The organism is Streptomyces sp. NPDC021224, from assembly GCF_044332905.1.
In the GTDB taxonomy this organism is placed as follows: Bacteria; Actinomycetota; Actinomycetes; order Streptomycetales; family Streptomycetaceae; genus Actinacidiphila.
Genome location: NZ_JBIRPW010000006.1, coordinates 136,420 through 155,382, shown reverse-complemented (window position 1 = coordinate 155,382; position 18,963 = coordinate 136,420). Strand labels below are relative to the sequence as shown.

Below are 18,963 nucleotides of genomic sequence, written 5' to 3'. Positions count from 1 at the left end.
CACGGCTGCCACCTCGAACCCCCGCCCTCACCGGCGACCCGAGCGCCCAGCCGTCGACAACGCGCTGGAAGGCGCGGAGGGGGCGCCTTCCAGCGCGTCCTGACGTTCGACGGGAACGACCGGCGGGGGCCGCCGCCACCGGACACCTCGCGCACCGCAGTCCACCGGCCACCGGCCGCGACGTCCCCGGAGCGGGCTTCCCGGCGGGCGTATTCGCCCGGCGTTCCGCCGGTTGCGCCGACAGGTCCCGTGGCAGCCAGGACCCGTTGTCACAGGCGGCGCCTAGAGTCTCTCCCACTCGTCACGGTGCGTTGCCGTCGGCGGGTTTCATCGGCGTGCCGCCGGTTCGGCGGCCGTCCGGAACAACGGGAGAGCAGCGCATGGGGTGGGTTCCGGCGGGCGGCTACGAAGTCGCCTTGGAGGCGGGCAGGGTGGTCTGCCGCAACGGGAAGGGCCGGCGGCTGAAGTCGGTTCCGGCCGGTTTGAAGGACGACCCGGCGGTCGTCGGGCTCCGGCAGTTGACCGAGTGGCTGGAGCGGCACGAACGCCGGTGCCTGGCCGACGTCGAGCAGTGGATGGTGCGTTCGCTGCCCGTCCCCACGGCCGTGCTCGCCCGGGTCTGGCCCGACCCGGCGTGGCAGGCGGCCCTGCGGGACGTGGTCGTCACCGGCGCGGACGGCGGGGTCGCCGGGTTCCTGCGCGACGTCGATCCCGACCGCGGTCTCGGCCTCGTCGATCTGGACGGGGACACGGTCCGCATCACCCCGGACGTCGTCAGCGTGCCCCACCCCGTCCTGCTCGAAGACCTCGACGAACTGCGGGAGTTCGCGGTCGAGCTGGAGGTGCGGCAGAACGTGGAGCAGTTGTTCCGCGAGGTGTGGCGCCGCCCGCCGGGCCTCGCCCCGGACACCACCTCCGTGACCACCTACGCCGGCGGCGTCTTCAAGGAGCTGCGCTTCCTGCACGGCCGGGTGACCCAGCTCGGGTACCGGTCGCGCGGCGGATACGCGGTCTGCCCGGTCGTCGAGGACTGCGCCACCGCCGAGGCGCGCATCTGGATCGGCGAGCACGACGGGTACGACGCGTACGGCACCGAGACGGGCCCCCTGGGCTGGACCGACCCCGCGGGGCGCGCGCTGACGGCCGCCGAGGTCGGCCCCGTCGCGTGGTCCGAGGGCATGCGCATGGCGGCGGCGCTCTACGCCGGCCGCGACGTGGCGGACGAGGAGCGGGCGGCATGAGCACCACGACGACGGACACCACGACGACGAACACCCCTGCGACCACGGCGGCGGCGCGCGCGGCGGCCCTGCTGGACGTGGGCGCGATCCTCCCGGTCGGCGCCACCGACCGGGACGACGCCGACGCGCTGACCGCCCGCACGTACGCGCACACCGCCCTGGGCGACCGCCCCGTGGTCCGGCTCGTACCCGGCACTCTCGGCGAGGCCGAGGACCTGGCCCTGGAGTTCCTCGGGCTGGCCCGGACGGCCGAGGCCCCCGTCGTGGGCCAGGTGCGCCGCGAGACGCTGGGCTTCCCGGCCTGGGCGCTGGTCAACGACCCGGCCAACGGGCACCACGCCCTGGCCCTGGTCAAGGACATCGAGCGGCTGGGACGGCAGGCCAGGACCCGTGCCGGAGCGGCCAAGGAGGGCTTCGACGCGCTCGGCACCCGGCTGGGCCGGGCCGTGCCCCACTTCCTCCCCACCTACTACGAGCAGGTGGCGCGTCTGTTCCTCCAGGCCGAGAACACCGCCTACGCCGCCTCCTTCTTCGGCAAGGCCCGCGAGGCCGAGCGGGTGCACGGGCTGGTCGTGGACGAGGACCGGCAGCGGGCCGTCTTCCTGGAGTTCGCCTTCGCCGGCGCGCTGACGGTCAAGGCGCTGCGGCAGTACGTGCGGGACCTGGCGGCCCGGCTGGCACCGGCGGACGCCTGGGTGCAGTTCCGCCGTCTGCTGGTGGAGCGCTGCGCGGCGGGCATGCCGCCGTACGCGGCGCTGCCGCAGGACGTGCGCGCGCTGGTCAAGGCCGCGGGGCTGGACCGCGAGGCCGCCGAACACGAGCTGGTGGCCGATCTGATCGGTTCCCCGGGGGTCGTCCGGGCCCCCGCCTCGTTCTGGGCGGCCTACCGCTCCGCGCTCCTCGCCCTCGCCCGGCGGGACGCGGCCGTACGGGTCCGGCTCCTCGGGTTCTTCCCGGAGACGTTCAGCGAGAGCGGCCGGGACGCGGACGGCGAACCGGCATGGCTGGCGTTCCTGGCCGAGTCCGGCGCCGAGGACCTGCTGACCGCTCTCCCGGACACCACCGACGGCGTTCCCCGCGCCCCGTCCGTCTCCCCGGCGGACTGGATCGCCCGCTGGGAGGCACACCGCCGGCGCCACCGGGTCACCCCGGGCCGCAGCCCGCAGACCCTCGACCTGGCCGCACGGATGGCCGACCGGCTGCGCGCCGACGGACACCCCGTCGAGCTGTTCCAGGGCCGCTGGCAGCGCAACGCCGACCTGGACCTTCTCGACCTCGTCCTGGCCTGCGGCGTCCCCGTCGCCGAGCCGGACGACGAGGCCATGAGCCGCGCGTGGTCCGCCGTCCAGGTCGGCCCGTGGCTCACCGACACCGCGCCGGGCGCGCGGGATCTCGCCGCCGTCGCCGAACAGCCCCTCTTCCGCGCCCTTCTGCGGCAGAACGTCGGCAGCCTCGGCGAGCGTCACCAGCAGCCGGGCGACGGTGTGCCGGCGAAGCTCGCGGCGCACCCGGTGCTCTCCGGCATCCTGCGGGAGTGGCTGACCGCCGGCGCCGAGGAGTACGCGGCCGCGCGCGGGCTCCCCGAGCTGTACACCGCTCTCCACAAGATCGCGGGGTTCCGCGCCGTGGCCGCGGACGTCGCCCCCGAGGCCGTACGGCTCCTCAAGAGCCACGATGTCGTGCCGCTGCTCGCCGCCACCCTGCGTACCGGGGTCCTCGACGAACTGGGCTGGCCCGCACTCGACGAGACCTACGCCGAACTGGCCGCCGAAGCCGCTGCCGCGCGTCAGCGGCACAACAGGTCGGAGGGTGTCGGTGTCACCGGTGCCTGGCCCGCCCTGATCCTGAACACTTCCGAACGGGCCGTCGTCGTCGGCCCGGAAGGCGTTCTGCTGCAGCACACCCTGCGGGTGCCCCCCGCCGTCGACCCCTGGCGGCCGCTCGCCTTCCGTTACGTCGACGGCGAGTTGCTGGTGATCTGGTGGGAGGAAGGGACGCAGCGCGGCTACTGGTCGCACCGCCCCGCCGAGGTGTTCACCGTCGGCGGCGAGCAGATCTCCCGGTGGGGCGGCTCCGGCGCCTCGGACGAGGTCTGCCTGCCGCTGCCCGCCGGCGGCCGCGCCACCGGCGGCAAGGCCCTGCACGCGGGCGACACCTCCCTGCCGCCCCAGCGCGCCGTCATCTCCGACGGCACCGGTCACTGGCGGGAGGGCCACCAGGGCACGCAAGCGGTGTGGCTGGAGTACGACCCGGTCAGCGGCACGCACGGCCGCGCGTCCCTCCCCGCCTTCCTGCGCTCCGCGGTGCAGGACGGCACCCGCCTGCTCACCGAGGACTGCCAGGTACTGCCCCTGCAACCCGGCCTGGAGACCACCCCGTTCGGCACGGACGGCGCGGTCCTCGGCCGCTGGGTCCGCCGCACGGTCGCCGAGCCGGGCACGGCAGCCCCTGCCGACGGGCACCGGATCTCGGTCGGCACCCCCGACGGCCACACGGTCACCCTGCCGGACCCGCTGCCCGGCGGCGGCTCCGCGGTGCCGCTCGGCGCCCTCACCCTGCCCGGCGGATCACGGCCGGTCATCACCTTGCGCCACGGCCGCATCGAAGCGCGCCCGGCGGACACCGACGGCACCGGTGGCGGCCTGTGGTCCGTCCTCCCCGGCCCCTCCGGCGGGAAGGACGCGGCGGGCACGCCCTACGTGCCTCCAGTCGCCTACTGGCACGCCCTGCGCCCGCGGGACGAGCGGGGATCCTCCGCCCTGCGGGCGCTGACGGACTCCCGGGCGGGGGAACTGTTCAAGGAGGTCGCCGCGGCGGTCGCCCAGCACCTGAAGGCGTTCCGGGCCGTCAAGGAGTACACCGGGCCCTCGTCACAGGAGCTGAGCCAGGAGGCCGTCGCCCGGGTGCTGCCCGAGGTGTCCGACGCACGGCTCCTCGCGGGCGTCACCGCGCTCGTCCGCAACGCGGTGGACCGGGCTGCCGAGGCGGCGCGGTATCTGGAACCGCCCGAGCCCGCACAACCGGCCACTCCCCGGAACACCGCGCGCACCAAGGGCATGTTCTTCGACCACGAGCCCGAGCACGGCGACGACACGACCCTGCGGAACGCCTCCGCCTGGGGCTCCGAGCGCATGCACGGCAACTGGTGGGGATCCGAGGGCCGGTGGACCGTGGTCCGGCAGATCCTCGCCGTCAACCATGTCCTCGGCGGCGAACCGGCGTTCGGCCCGCCCACGCCGTCCGGGGCCCCGTTCACCCCCGCCGACGGCTGGCAGCGGGACGAGCACACCGTGCCCGGCGACGCCCTGTCCTGGACCTCCCTCCTCGACACGCTGCCCGAACTGGCCTACCGGGCGGCGTCCGCGACCACCTCCCCCGAGCACCGCGCCGGGCTCCTCGTACTGCTGGAAGCCCTCGCCGCGGGCCCGCTCGCCGACCCCGCGGGCACGGTCCGGCAGGTGGAGCTCGTCGAGCCGTTCAGCGCGGGGGCTTCCGGGCCGGGACGCCACAAGGCCGTACCCCGCCTCGGCCAGGTGCTGCGCAGGGGCGCCCGTACCGTCGTGGTCATCGCCGACCGCGGCTGGAACTCCCGGTACGACGCCGCACATTGGCTCGCCCTGGACCACGACCCGACCGGCGCCTTCGGCCCCGTTCCGGGCTTCGCCCTGGAGCACGAGCACCTCCACCGGAAGGGCATCGCCCCCGACCGGCTCACCCGGCTCACCGCCCTGGTACGGGAGCAGGGCCCGGCACCCTGGCGTCCGGAGGCCGCCGAGGCGTTCCACACGGCCACCTCGATCGGCCCCCTCCAGTCCGCCGCCCTGCTGTCGGCGGCCGTCGAGGAGCCCGGCGCCGAGGCGCTCGCGCTGCTCGGGCTGAAGCCGCGTGCCTTCGTGGCGGCCCAGGCCCGGCTGAACGCCCTGCCCCGCAACGACCGGCACGCCCTGCTCCGGGCACTGCTGCCCGCCGACCCGGCCGAGCTGTGGTCCACGGGCCCCGACGTCCGGGCCGCCGCCGAGGTCTGGCAGCAGCGCCTGGCCCGCCTCGTCCGCGTCCCCGAGGAACTGGACCTCGACCTGTCGGGCTCCGCCCCGGGCGCCGTCGACCTGATCCTCAACGCGCGCTCCCGGGCCTGGCTCGCCCACGGCACCGCCGTCCAGGACGGCACCGGCCGTACGGGCCTGCGCCTGGTGGACGCCCACGGTGCGGTGTCCTCGGCCCTGACCGCCCTGCGCACCCTCGCCTACACGCTGCCGTACCGGCACCCCCTGCGAGCGGAGCTGCCCGTCGGCCTCGCGGCCCTGCGTGGCCGCCTCGCCGACCCGGACCTGCTGCTGGATCTGGGCCTGGAGTGGACCGGGTCGGGGGAGTCGGTCGGCCGTGCCGTCCGCGCCGCCCACGGCCTCCCCGAGACCGGCGGCGCCGAGGCCGACGGCCTGGTCCGGGCCGGTGCGGCGCTGCTCCTCGCGCCCGGCCACGGCAGCAACGAGAAGCTGCTGATACGCCCGGCCGGACTGGCAGGCCCCGACGACCCGGCGTTCGGCCTCGTCGAGGGCACGGTCGGCCCGCACTACACCGGCGACCTGCTCGCCCTGCGCACCCTGCTGGGCGACGGCATCGACGCGCTGGCCACGGCCGGTGCCCCGGACGGCTCCCCGCACCACCCCGCCCAGGACCCGGCCCGTACGGTGCCGGACCTGCTGGCCGAGGCCGTCGACGCCCTCGGCCTGAGCGCGGACGCCGCCGCCCTCTACCTGATGCTGCTCGCCCTGCCCGACCCGACGGACCGCAACTGCGTGCGCTGGACCGAGTGGAAGCCGGTCCGGGTCAAGAAGGCCCGGGCGGAACTCGCCGCGTCCGGCCTCGTCGTGGAGGCGAAGCGCTCCCGCGCCGGCCGCACCCTGTTCCTCCCTTGCGGCTGGCTCGAACGCGGCGCCCCCGGGCTGCCGCTGGAGACCTGGAAGGAACGCCTCCACCCCGTGGCCGGGTCCGCCCGGATCCTGCCCGACCTGCCCGTCCCCGCGCTGTTCGCAGCCGCCTGGGCACGGGTGCGCGGCGGCGACGCCCCCGCCTTCGAAGAGCTGGACACCCGCGCACCCCGGAAGGGCCGCCGCCGATGACGACCGACACCACGCCCCTCACCGACAGTGCCGTCCCGGGCGGCGCCCCGGACCGGGCGGCGGCCTCCGGCCCGCAGCACCGCCAGGTCACCCCGCCCGAGGACCGGTACGCCACCGAGCTGGCCTTCCTCGCCGCCCACGACCCCGGGCCCCGCCCGCCCGGCTGGCTGCTCACCCCGCGCGCCGTGGTCACCTTCGTCATGGGCAGCGCGGGCGAGGCCCTGGGCCTGCCGAAGGACGCCCGGCCCGGGGCCGGGGTGCCGCGCCGCCTGGTGATCGAGCAGAAGTTCGTCGGCGAGCGCGCCCTGGTCGAACGGTGTGTGGTCACCCTCGCCGGAGAGCGCGGGCTGCTCCTCGTGGGCGAACCCGGCACCGCCAAGTCCATGCTCTCCGAACTGCTGTCGGCCGCCGTCTGCGGGACCAGCGCGCTCACCGTGCAGGGCACCGCGGGCACGACCGAGGACCAGCTCAAGTACGGCTGGAACTACGCGCTGCTGCTCGCCCAGGGCCCCACCGAGCAGGCCCTGGTGCCCTCCCCCGTGCTGGCCGCCATGACCCGGGGGGCCGTAGCCCGCGTCGAGGAGGTCACCCGCTGCCTGCCGGAGGTCCAGGACGCCCTGGTGTCGCTGCTCTCCGAGCGGCGGATCGCGGTCCCCGAACTCGCCGGCAGCGAGGGCGCCCAGGTGCACGCGGCCCCCGGGTTCACCCTCATCGCCACCGCCAACCTGCGGGACAAGGGCGTCTCGGAGATGTCCGCGGCGCTGAAGCGGCGCTTCAACTTCGAGACCGTGGGCCCCATCGGGGACGTGGACGCCGAGACCGCGCTCGTCCGGCGCCAGTCGCGGGCCGCCGTCGAACGCGCGGGCGCCGCCTACCAGGTGGACGACGCGGTGCTCGACGTCCTCGTCACCGTCTTCCGGGATCTGCGCCAGGGCCGCTCCGCGGAGGGCTGGGAGGTCGAACGCTCCTCCACGGTGATGAGCACCGCGGAGGCCGTCTCCGTCGCGGGCGCGCTCGGCCTGGCCGCCGCGTACTTCCCCGGCGACCGGGACGTGCTCTCCCTGCTGCCCGGCCATCTGCTCGGCGTCGTCCGGAAGGACGACCCCGCCGACGCGGCACGGCTGCTGGGGTACTGGGACGGGCCGGTGCGCAGGCGCGCGGAGCAGGGGTCGGCCACCTGGCGTGCCCTGTGGGACCTGCGCGCGGTGCTGGAGAACTGACGGATGAGCCAGTCCACCACCCCCGGGCCGCAGGACGCCGCCGAGGTGTCATCCGCCGCCGGTGCACCCGCCGTTCCCCCGGCGCGGGGCCCGGCGGCCGGGCCCGCCGCCCCGGAAACCGCGGTGGCGGCCCTCGCGGCGGCCGGACCCGGGATGCCGTTCCTGATCGGGGTACGCCACCACGCGCCCTCGCTGGCAGCCGCCCTCCCTGCGCTGCTGGACGCGGCGGCCCCCGACGTCCTCCTCGTCGAACTCCCCGCCGAGTTCCAGCCCTGGCTGGGCTGGCTCGCCCACGAGGAGACGCAGGCCCCGGTGGCGCTGGCCGCCGTACCCGCCCACGGGTCGGGTTTTGGCCCGGCGGACGAACGGGGTCCGGCCTTCTACCCGTTCGCGGACTTCTCGCCCGAACTGGTCGCCCTGCGCTGGGCGGCGAGGAACGGGGTTCCGGCGGTGGCCTGCGATCTGCCGCTGGCCGACCGGGCGTGGGCGGGCGTCGGCCCGGACGCCCCCGCCCCGGGCACCGACCCCGCACCCCTGCCGGAGGAAGGGCACGGGCTGTCCGCCGCGCTGCGGTCCCGGCTCACCGGCCGGGACGGCGACGACCTGTGGGACCGGCTGGTCGAGGCACTCGCGCCCGGCTCGGCACCCGAGGCGCTGCGCCGCGCCGCCCTGCTCACCGGCTGGGCGCTGCGCCGCGAGGCCGAGGCGCGGGGCGGGGTGCAGGGGACGGACCTGGTGCGCGAGGCCTGGATGCGCGGACATGTCGCCGAGGCCCTCGCGGGCGGGCGGCGGCCCGCCGTGGTGGTGGGGGCCTTCCACGCTCCGGCGCTGCTGCCGTCGGCCGCCGGGGACGCCGGGGGCGCTTCTGGCGCCGACGGGCCGGGCGTGGACGACACCGCCGGCCCGGCGGCGTGCACGGTCTCCCTGATTCCGTACGCGTACCCGTTGCTCGACTCACGCTCCGGCTACCCGGCCGGCATCCGGGATCCGGAGTGGCAGCACACGGTCCTGGACGCGGCCGGGGACCCGGCCGCGCTGCACGAGGCGCTGGTCCGCACCGCGGTCCGCATCTGTGCCGACCTGCGCGAACAGGGCCACCCCTACGGCCCGGCGGACAGCCGGGAGGTCGTCCGGGTGGCCGGTGACCTGGCCCGCCTGCGCGGCCTGCCCGCCCCTGGCCGCGGCGAACTCCAGGAAGCCGTGCAGACGGTGCTGGGGCGCGGCGAGACCTACGGCACGGGCCGCGCGGTCGCGCGGGCCCTCGAACGCGTCCTCGTCGGAGCCCGCACCGGACGGCCCGCGCGCGACGCTCCTCGCAGCGGCCTGGGCCCCGCCGTCGAGGCCGAGGCCGCGGAGCTCTCCCTCCCGGGCCCGCAGGACACGCACGAGAGGACACCGCGCGACCTCCGGCTCGACCCGGCGCGCTCCGCCCTGGACCGGCGCCGCGACCTGCTGCTGCGCAGGCTGACGGTGTGCGGCATCCGGTACGCGCAGGAGCAGGGGGTGACCGGCGCGGCGGGCACGGAAGGACTGACGACGCGCTGGCAGGTGCGGTGGACCCCGGCGACGGCCGCGACGCTCACCGCGGCCGGGGCCCGCGGCGTCACCCCCGCCCAGGCGGCCGAGGGCGTGCTGCGGCAGCGGCACGCGGCCGAGCGCGCGGACGGCGGCCCGACGGCCGCCCAGGTCATCGGCGGCCTCACGGAGGCCGCCGCGTGCGGGCTTCCCGCCCTTGCCGACGAGCGGCTGACCGAACTGGCGGCCGTGCTTCCCGCGAGCGGCACGCTCCCCGAACTCCTGGCCGGGCTCGACCTGCTGGACCGTATCGACGCCGGCCACCTGCCGGGCCTGGCCGGTCCCGACGGCCCCTCGGCCCCGGACACCACCGCCACCGCCCCGGACCCGGAAGCCACCGCCTCGGCCACTGCCCCGGAAGCCACCACCTCCGCCCGTGCCGTCCGCACCGCCCGCGCGGCCGAACTCCTGACCTCGGCGGCTGTCCGCCAGGTCGACGGCCTGACCGGATCCGAGGAGCCCGAGGACGCCCGAGCGCTGCTCGAACTGGCCCAGCGTGCCGACCGGGTGGGCGGCATCCGGCTCACCGACGCCCTCGCCCGGCTGGCTGCCGACGGCACCCCGCTGATCGCCGCGGCCGCCGGAGCGGTCAGGGTGCTCACGGGCCACGAGGAGGCCGACACCTTCGGGGTGCGCGTCGCCTCCTGGGTGGACGGAGCCGTGGACAGCGGCTCCCGGGCCGCGCTCACCGCCCGCCTCACGGGTGTCCTGACGGTCGCGGGCCCGCTGCTGACCGTCGGCGTCGGCGCCCTGGACCCCTTGCTGGACCGGGTCGTCGAGCTGGACGACACCGCGTTCCTGGCCCGGCTGCCGGCCCTCCGCGGTGGCTTCGACACCCTGAGCCCGGCGGCCCGGGACCGGCTGCTGGACACCGTCGAGGAACGGCTCGGCGAACAGGTCGGCACCCTCGGCGGGGACGACCCGGCGGAGCTGGCCCGCCGGACGGCCGCCGACCTCGCGGCCCGTGAGCTGCTGACCGGACTCGGCCTGCCCGTCCCGCCGCCCGCGCACGACGACCGGCTCCCGCCGCCGTCCGGCCACGCCGCCGACACGCGTCCCCTCGCCGCACCCGCTGCCGCGCGGACCCTCGGGCCCGCCGACCGGTGGCGGCTCGTGCTCGGCCGCCGTCACGACCGGCTGCCGTCCGGTGCGGCCCGTCTGGCGACCGCGCTGGACGAGCTGTACGGCACGGGCCACGGCGAGGGGTCGCACAGCGGCCCGCCCGGCTTCGGCGGCGGCTCCGGACCGCGCGGCGGCCGGGAACCGTCGTTCCCCGGCGTCCGCGAGTGGTCCGAGGAACTGGCCGCGCTGTTCGGCCCCGGTATCCGCGAGGAGGTGCTCGCCGCCGCGGCCGCGACAGGCCGGCAGGACGTCCTCGCCGAGGTCGACCCGGCGGCCGCCACCCCCTCCGTGGAACTGCTCCGGACGATCCTGCAGTACGCAGGCGGCCTCCCCGAAGCCCGCCTCGCGGCGCTGCGGCCCCTGGTCCGCCGCCTGGTCGACGAGCTGACCCGGCAGCTGGCCACCCGGCTGCGCCCCGCCCTCACCGGCACGGTGTCGGGCCGGCCCACCCGACGCCCCGGCGGCCGGCTGGACCTGCCGCGCACGCTGCGCGCCAACCTGGCCACCGCCCGCCGGACGGCCGACGGGACGGTCCAGGTGGTCCCCGACAAGCCGGTCTTCCGCAGCCGCGTCCGCCGGTCGGCCGACTGGCGCCTGATCCTGGTCACCGATGTCTCCGGATCCATGGAGGCGTCCACGATCTGGTCGGCGCTGACCGCCTCCGTGCTCGCCGGTGTGCCGACCCTGAGCACGCATTTCCTGGCCTTCTCCACGGAGGTCGTCGACCTCACCGGCCATGTGCACGATCCCCTCTCCCTCCTGCTGGAGGTGAGCGTCGGCGGGGGCACGCACATCGCCGCCGGGCTGCGGCACGCCCGCGACCTGATCGCGGTGCCCGCCCGCACCCTCGTGGTCGTCGTCAGCGACTTCGAGGAAGGCGCACCGCTCGGCGGACTGCTGGCCGAAGTGCGGGCCCTGGTGAACACCGGCTGCCACGTCCTCGGGTGCGCGAGCCTCGACGACGCCGGCCGCCCCCGCTACTCGACGGGCGTCGCCGGGCAGCTCGTGGCCGCCGGCATGCCCGTGGCGGCGCTCAGCCCACTCGAACTGGCCCGCTGGATAGGGGAGAAGACCGCGTGACCGCCGCCCAGTTGCCGCCTGTCGCACCGGAGGTCACAGCCACATTGGTGGAGGACCTCTCGCCCCGGCTGCGCAAGCGGCTGGACGCGACCGTCACCAAGCTCGGCGCCCTCCCGACGCACCGCGCCGGGGACACGGTGACGATCGCGCTCGACGAGGAGACGGAGCTGCGCCTGCACGCCCCGGGCGGCGTGGTGGCGACGGCGGACGCCATCACCTGCGGTTGCCTCCTCGCCCCGGCGTGCGTGCACCGCGCGGCCGCCGCCTGCGCCGCGCCGATGGCCGAACCGGCACCGGAAGCCGTGCCCGAACCCGCCCCGGCCACGGCCCCCGCTTCTGCCTCCCCACCCGAAGTGGCCGACCCGGCCCAGCGTGCCGCGGCCGACGCCCTGTGGTCGGCGGGCACCGCCGTGCTGGAGGCAGGTGTCGGCGGGGCCGGCGCCGTCACCCAGTCGGCCCTCCTCCGGGCCGCGCACACCGCCCGGCTCCGGCACCTGCCGCGCGCCGCGGGCGCCGCGCTGTCCGTCGTCACACTGCTGCGCGCGGCCCGCGCCGGGACCCCGTCCTACCGCACCGCCGACCTGGTCACCGCCCTGACCGAACTGCTGGGCACCGCACGCCGGGTGGGCACGGCGTCCGGGGCGGAGCTGGCCGCCGTCAAGGGCCGCGCGCGCCGCCCGTACCGCCCGGACGGCTCACTGCGCCTGTACGGCCTGTTCACCGAACCCGTGGTCACCGACTCGGGGCACGGCGGCGTCCGCACCTGGGTCGCCGCAACCGACGGCCGCCTCTGCACGGTGGACGACGTGGCGCCCGGCGGCGTCGGGCGCGCCCTCGGCGTGGCCGACCGGGCCGTACGCCTCGGGGACAGCGCGCTCACCCACCGGGAGCTGGGCCGGGCCGGACTGGCGGTCTCGGGGGCGACGGTCTCCCCGGACGGCAGACTCGGCGCGGGCAAGGGCGTCAAGGCCGTCACCGCCCGGGGCGCGGCGTGGACGGAGCCGCCGCTCGCCGCCCTGTGGCAGACGCCACCGTCCGAACAGGCCGCCCGCGCCCTGCGGTCCGCCTCCCGCCACGCGGACCACACAGACCACGCGGGCCCGGACGGCAGCGGCAGCGACCTGCTCTTCCTGGACGTCGAACTCCTCGGCGCCGTACGGGAGCCGGGCAGCACCTGCCTGCTCGCACTGGGCGCGGGAGGCATCCCCGTCCGGCTCACCGCCGCCGACGACGACCCCGCGCTGGCCCACCGCGACAACCTGACACTGCTGGCCACGGCGCCGGGCACACGGCTGAGGATCATCGGCCGCCTGCTGCCCGCCCCCCACCCCCGGCTCGCCCTCCTCGCCTGCTCCCACCCCACCGGCGAGGGCACGATCGACCTCGGCCTCGACCGCCTGAGCCGCGCCGACCTCCCGGACCCGGCCGCCCCCGTGCACCCCGCCCCGCCCCGGCACGAGGAGCCCGGCGCGCACTCACCCCTGTACCTCCTGGAGCGCCGGGTCGAACAGACGGTCCTGGCAGGCCGCGCCGCCCTCGGCATGCTCGCCGACGTCACCCCCGAGACCACCCGCCTCCGCCGCGCGGGCCTCCCCACGGCAGCAGCACTCCTCACCACCTTGTGCACCTCGGCGTCCCAACGCGACCGCGACCCCTTCGGCCGCCTCCTCCCCGCCGACACCGACACCTTCGCCACCTACTGGCTCACCGCCGCCCGCTACACGACGGCGGTGACCGAGTCCCTGTGCGCGGCAGCCTGGAAGCCACCCCACGAGGAGCCGCCCACCTCGGACGCCCCGAAGCCCTCGTGGTCACCGGCTGAGCGGCCGCCGTCCGCGGGCTAGAGCAGCGGGTTGTAGGCGTCCCAGCCGGCGGTCTGCTTCATCTCGACACGGGGAGCGAAAGGCTGGGAGGCGATGCCTGTGCCGGAGTAGAACCACAGATGGCCGGCGGGGTCGCGGGCGATGAGGTCGGGATGGTCACCGTCCCAGTTGCCGGCCCGCAGCAGCAGGTCGTAGGCGTTCCAACCGGCACCGATCCGCGTCCTGGCCGCGAAGGGAGCCGTCGAGCTGCCCGTGCCCCGGTACAGCCACAGCACACCCGAGGCATCCCGCGCCACCAGATCCGACCGACCGTCCCCGGTCAGGTCCCCCGTACCGACGAGCTGACCGTAGGCGTCCCAGCCGGCACCGATCCGCGTCCTGGCCGCGAAGGGAGCCGTCGAGCTGCCCGTGCCCCGGTACAGCCACAGCGCACCCGAGGCATCCCGCGCCACCAGATCCGGCCGACCGTCCCCGGTCAGGTCCCCCGCCCCGACGAGCTGACCGTAGGCGTTCCAACCGGTGCCGACCTTGGTGCGGGCCTTGAAGGGGGCGGTGACGTTTCCGGTGCCCTCGTAGTACCAGAGCACGCCGGAGGCGTCCCGTGCCACGAGGTCGCCGGTGTCGGCCGTCGTCTGGCCGGCCAGGGACGCCATAGCGGTGTACTGCCCCCACCCGTATCCCACGACGCGCGGGGCCTGGAAGGGGTATCCGTCGACACTCCCGGTGCCCGTGAACGCCCGCAGACAGCCGGTGCTGTCGCGGCCGTAGAACACCGTGTAAGGGCCGTCGGGCCCGCCGGAGACGGCGACGCTCCCGCCCAGTGTCACCGCCGGTCCCTGCCCGTCCGCCGGCTGGGCGGTCAGCTTCCAGGTGTACGCGCCGGGGGGCACGCTCACGCCGGTGAGATCCGTCGTGCCGTTCCACGTCACGGCGATCTTCGCGCCGTCGGTCGGCCCGCCGGAAAAGGTGCGCACGGCGCGCCCGAACGAGTCCGAGACGGTGAGCTGCCAGGAAGCGGCGGGCTTGGACAGCCACCAGACGGGACGCCAGTAGGACGCGCCGTTGCGGTCGTAGCTGCCGCTCACGGAACTGTCGGGGGCGGACAGCGGCGATGTCGGCACGCCCAGCGGGGTGACGTGCAGGGTGTCGTCATCGGCGCGGTAGACCAGGCCGCCACCGTACTGGTCGACGGTCCACGGGCTGCGCTGCTCGCTCACCCCGTCCTGGCGGGGGTGGATGCCGAGGTCCGTGCCGACGGCGGTACCCGAGTGGAAGTCGGTCAGGTGCAGCGAGCCCGCCGCGTCCTGGTTGACGACGAAGCCGTCGCCCAGCATCGTCTGCCCGCCCGCTGATCCTGCGGGCAGTGCGATCAGACGCCCGTCCGACAGGTCGACGACCCCGACCGGCACCGTCGCCGACGTCCCCGCACACCTGCGCCACAACCAGTGCCCCACCGCTTGGAGGCGATCGGGTGTGCAACCGGCGCCTACGTCCACCGTCCCTGCGGGCGCCTTGGCCCGCACGTCCGTCACCGTGACCACGCCGGGCTCCGTCCCGGTCGCGTACAGCAGATGGCCCCACAGCGCGGCGGGCGCGGCCGCCTGCGTCAACTGCACGGTGTTGCCCGGCGGTTCGTCCGTCCCCGGCAGGGAGTCGACCTCCGACTGCGGCGACTGCCCCGGCGAGGACGTCCGAAGCACCCACTGGCCGAAGGCGCCCTTGACGCCGCCCACGTCCACCGCGGGAGCGATCCTCGCGGTACCACCCGGCCACTGGGCCACCGTCATGCCGCCGTTGGTGTAGGCCACGCCGGCGGTGTCGGTGGCCCAGACCTGCTGGGTGAGGCAGTCGCGGTAGTTGCCGCACGGATACGTGCCCAACCCGTTGCTCATCAGGCCGAGCGAGGAGGTGGAGGCGTAGGAGCGGTAGAAGCCGCCGGCCTTGGAGAGAAAGTTGGTGTTGTCGTAGGCCGCCACCACGACACCGCCGGCCACGCTGACCGACTCCAGAGTCGCGGGGGTCGCCGGGACCTGCACGACGTGCTCGCCCGCGTACCCGCCCGCCCCGTCCGGAACGACGCGCTGCACCCACCAGTTGGCCGCCGAGCCGCCGCCGACGACGAGCGTGCCGCCACCGGGGACCGGCGCGAAGGTCGGTGCCACACGCATGTCCTGCCCGCCGCCGTCCCGCGCGACGCCCTGCGGCTCCCCGCCGTCGAGGGGGTATGCCTCCAGCACAGGACCGACAGGGTCAGGCGCCGCGTCGTCCTGCCGATATCCGGCCGCGAGCACGGCGTCACCGTCCAGCGCGACGGCGTAGCCGTTCGAGGACACCGCTTCCAGGGTGAGCTGCCGCTCGGGCACGGACAGGTCCGGCGTCGACAGCACGTGGACGATGGTCCGGTCGGTCAGCCAGATGACGTGTTGCCCGTCGATCTGTACCTGCCCCCCGAGCTGTACGGGGGCGTCCGTGCCGCGCAGCACACCCGTGCTCAGATCGACGACGCCGAGGCGGGCGGTGCCGTCCGGCATCCGGAAGAACACCGCGCCCCGCTGTCCGTCCGACGCCTCGACGGCTGCTGCGTAGGACGTCGGCAGCACGGCCCCCGCAGGCCATCCGGTCACCGGCACGTCGGCGGCGATGCCCGCGGTCCCGTCCGGTGTCAGCAGGTGGAGCCGGGTATAGATGAGGCCGTCCGCGGAGAGCTCCCCTGCGACGACGCGGTCCCCGGCCAGGCCGAGGTCCTGGTATCCGGCAGGCATGCGGTACGTCACCGACGTCCCGGAACTCATCTCGGTGCGGCGGTACGCCCCGTCCGCGAGCTGCTGCTGGACGTACACACTGTCGCCGACCGCGCTCGTCCCGCAGAACGATCCGCCGGACACCTTCAGCGCCGCGCCCGGCCCCCCGTCGTACCGGGTCCACGTGACGTCGTTCGCCACGTTGCAGCCGTACGGCTGCCATCCCGGCGTGGAACTGAGAAATCCGGTGGTCCCGGCCGCCACCAGCTGTTCCTCGGTCGGCGCATAGCGCGGAACGGGCTGCAGGACCCTGTCCTGCGGCGAGTCCGTGCCCGCGGCTGTCCCCGCCGCCTCCGGCGCTCCCGCCGTCAACACGGCGGCCGACACCGTAAGCGCCAAAGCCGCCAGCCAACTGCGCCCCAAGCGCCCCGACTGCCCGTGTTCCCTCATGTCCCCCACCCCGGTAACCGCTCCGCGCACAAGCCGACGAACGCTACCACCGTGGACCGAACTCCAGTCCTACAAACGCGCAAACCCACGCACCGACGTTCCGCCGGGGCCCAGCCGCGTACGACCAGGAAAACGCCCCCGGAAAGCGTTCCGTGCAATCACCTCTGACCCGGGTCGCACCACCACCGGCGGCGTGCCGTACGCGCGCCGCCCCTGTCAGTACGCGCTGACGTACGACGGTAAGCTGCGGAAGGCGTCTGGTGAGGCGCTGTCCTGCGATCCTCCGTCCAGCAGGCGCGGGCACGGACAGACTCTTTCGGGCAGCCGACACTCCGGGTTGATCGCTTCTCCCGGAGATCGACCCGATCACCTGCGGCATACAGGTCTGACACCCCTGGGGATCGGGCCCCTCGATCCGTCTGCTCCCCATAAGGATTCACGCGTGAAGAAGATCTCGTCAAAGCTGTCCGCTCACCGGGTCGCGACGGCGGCAGCCGTCGTGCTGGCCGCGGGAGCTGCCGCTACCGTGCCGTCCGCGGCCCAGGCGGCCGCCCCGCCCTCGTACGGGGTGACCGTGAGCAACGTGACCGTCCCCCTCTACGGGACGGGGGACCTGGACGTCACCCTGGCCGAGCCCACCGCGGGCGACGCCTACCTCCAGGTGTATTTCATTGCCCCGGCGGGGAACCGGATGACCGTCACCGACGACGCGGGCAATCCGCTGCCGATGACGACCACGAGCAACCTCCTGCCGCTGTTCACCTTCGGTGAGGACGACAGCGACCACAACGGCATACCCGGCGCGCCCCTGCCCGCCGGCACCGTGCACCTGCACGTGTCCGCCCAGGCCCCGATCCCTGCCGCAGGCTTCCAGATGAGCGCGCAGGTCATCGACGGCGCGACCGGGAACGTCGTCGCCCACAGCGGCCTCGGCACCACCGGCCACCTCTTCGTCCAAGAGCCGACCATCGGACCGATCGACTGGAAGTCGCCGGACGCCGGCATCGCATCCCCGATGTCGACCGTCACGATCAAGACCGGGGACCCCCGGCTCACGACCGGCTACGTGTACACCAACGACGGGCGCGTCCCCGTACCCGGGGGAACCTCGACCCGGCTGACGCTGACCGCCGCTTCGATCGCCGCGTCCGGCTACACCTCCCAGCAACTGGCCCAGGCCCTGCACATCGGCTCCTCCGCCGACGACGACACCTTCAGCCCCGTAACCTGGAAGACCGCCCCAGACGGGTCGCTGAGCGCCCAGCTGCCCACACACCCGTGGAGCGTGAACGGAGCGGCATACGAGTACATCGGGATCACCACCGACTGGGGCCTGCCGGCGGGAACGCTGCCCGCCCTCATCCAGACGTACGGCAACGACGACAGGCCCTACACCGAGGACCACGTCACCTTCACGTTCACCGCCGACTCCGTACCCGGCGCCCTGCTGCCGGCCCTCTACGGCCGCGACACCGCCGGAGTGCTGTGGCAGTACGAGGCCGCCTCCGACCCCACCGCCGCCCCCGGCCGCCTCAGCACGCGATACCGGGTCGGCAGCGGCTGGAACGCCTACACCGCGATCAGCCCGCTCGGAACCCTGAAAGCCGACGGCACCGGCGACCTCGTCGCCCGCGACACCACCGGGGACCTCTGGTACTACCAGGGCACCGGCCAAAGCGCCTCCCCCTTCGCGCCGCGCAACTGGATCGGCAGCGGCTGGAACACCTACACCACCATCACCGCAGCAGGCGACATCACCGGCGACGGCCACCCCGACCTCCTCGCCCGCGACACCACCGGCGTCCTGTGGTACTACCGCGGAACCGGCAACCCCTACGCACCCTTCGCGGCACGCACCCGCGTCGGCAGCGGCTGGAACACCTACACCACCATCACCGCAGCAGGCGACATCACCGGCGACGGCCACCCCGACCTCCTCGCCGTCGACCACGACGGAAAACTCTGGCTCTACCGCGGAACAGGCAACCCCACAGCGCCCTACGCCGCCCGCGTCCAGGTCGGAAACGGCTGGAACATCTACACCCGCATCGTCGGAATCGGCGACATGTCCCGCAACGGCCACCCCGACCTCCTCGCCACCGACACCACCGGCAACCTCTGGTACTACCAGGGCACCGGCCAAGCCACCTCCCCCTACCGCGCCCGCACCCAGGCCGGACACGGCTGGAACATCTACAACACCCTCTTCTGATTGCGGGTGGGGCCGTCCATGATGCGCAGAGCTGCGGGAAGGGTGTGCTCCGAGCGGACGGGGGCTGACGCCTGTCAGCCAAGGCAGGTCTTCCGAGCCGTCTGCTACAACCCTCCGCACCGCCCCCGTGCGATCCGCGGCCACGGTGCGCCCCGCGCGTTCCGTGCCGCCCTCCAGGCGCGGCGGCGTCACATCACCCACCTTCCGACCGACGAGGGCTGGCTCTGCCTGGCCACCGTCATCTGGACACCGGACCCGTGGTGTCGGCCTCCGTGCGACCGCCGGCCGCACCCGAGCCGCCTGCCGAGCTGCGGGGGCTGCCCGCCGCAGCGTCATATGGCACCCGCACAAGGTGCCGGGACGGGCATCATGGGCCGGC

Annotated in this window: 7 protein-coding genes; 6 read left to right on the top strand and 1 reads right to left on the bottom strand. The window is 75.2% G+C overall.

The window, feature by feature from the left end; all coding sequences use genetic code 11:
• Positions 1 to 380 precede the first annotated feature (380 nt).
• The 5 genes from ACH4PY_RS17255 to ACH4PY_RS17235 are packed head-to-tail and all read left to right on the top strand — an operon-like array spanning position 381 to position 13,202.
• Positions 381 to 1,241, top strand: coding sequence for a DUF4132 domain-containing protein (locus tag ACH4PY_RS17255; RefSeq protein ID WP_398182541.1), 861 nt, complete (start codon positions 381 to 383; stop codon positions 1,239 to 1,241).
• A complete protein-coding gene (locus tag ACH4PY_RS17250; protein ID WP_398182538.1) occupies positions 1,238 to 6,361 on the top strand; it encodes a hypothetical protein in 5,124 nt (1,707 codons plus the stop codon). The genes ACH4PY_RS17255 and ACH4PY_RS17250 overlap by 4 nt, the downstream gene beginning before the upstream one ends.
• Positions 6,358 to 7,581, top strand: coding sequence for an AAA family ATPase (locus tag ACH4PY_RS17245; protein WP_398182535.1), 1,224 nt, complete (start codon positions 6,358 to 6,360; stop codon positions 7,579 to 7,581). Before ACH4PY_RS17250 ends, ACH4PY_RS17245 begins: the two co-directional genes overlap by 4 nt.
• A gap of 3 nt (positions 7,582 to 7,584) precedes the next feature.
• Entirely contained in the window at positions 7,585 to 11,358 is a 3,774-nt protein-coding gene (locus ACH4PY_RS17240) for a DUF5682 family protein (protein ID WP_398182532.1), read from the top strand.
• Positions 11,355 to 13,202 carry a hypothetical protein gene (locus ACH4PY_RS17235; RefSeq protein ID WP_398182529.1) on the top strand — a complete coding sequence of 616 codons (1,848 nt, stop codon included), beginning with the start codon at positions 11,355 to 11,357 and terminating at the stop codon, positions 13,200 to 13,202. The genes ACH4PY_RS17240 and ACH4PY_RS17235 overlap by 4 nt, the downstream gene beginning before the upstream one ends.
• Here the strand turns inward: ACH4PY_RS17235 and ACH4PY_RS17230 are convergent.
• Positions 13,199 to 16,186, bottom strand: coding sequence for an FG-GAP-like repeat-containing protein (locus ACH4PY_RS17230; RefSeq protein WP_398182526.1), 2,988 nt, complete (start codon positions 16,184 to 16,186; stop codon positions 13,199 to 13,201). The genes ACH4PY_RS17235 and ACH4PY_RS17230 overlap by 4 nt on opposite strands.
• A 628-nt stretch (positions 16,187 to 16,814) precedes the next feature.
• Between ACH4PY_RS17230 and ACH4PY_RS17225 the strand changes: the two genes are divergently transcribed.
• Complete coding sequence (locus ACH4PY_RS17225; protein ID WP_398182523.1) at positions 16,815 to 18,584, top strand: FG-GAP repeat domain-containing protein; 1,770 nt, start codon at positions 16,815 to 16,817, stop codon at positions 18,582 to 18,584.
• Positions 18,585 to 18,963: the final 379 nt, after the last annotated feature.

Excerpts from the sequence above, each read along its gene's own strand:
- ACH4PY_RS17255 (WP_398182541.1), top strand. The coding sequence starts at position 381 with ATGGGGTGGGTTCCGGCGGGCGGCTACGAAGTCGCCTTGGAGGCGGGC.
- ACH4PY_RS17250 (WP_398182538.1), top strand. The coding sequence starts at position 1,238 with ATGAGCACCACGACGACGGACACCACGACGACGAACACCCCTGCGACC.
- ACH4PY_RS17245 (WP_398182535.1), top strand. The coding sequence starts at position 6,358 with ATGACGACCGACACCACGCCCCTCACCGACAGTGCCGTCCCGGGCGGC.
- ACH4PY_RS17240 (WP_398182532.1), top strand. The coding sequence starts at position 7,585 with ATGAGCCAGTCCACCACCCCCGGGCCGCAGGACGCCGCCGAGGTGTCA.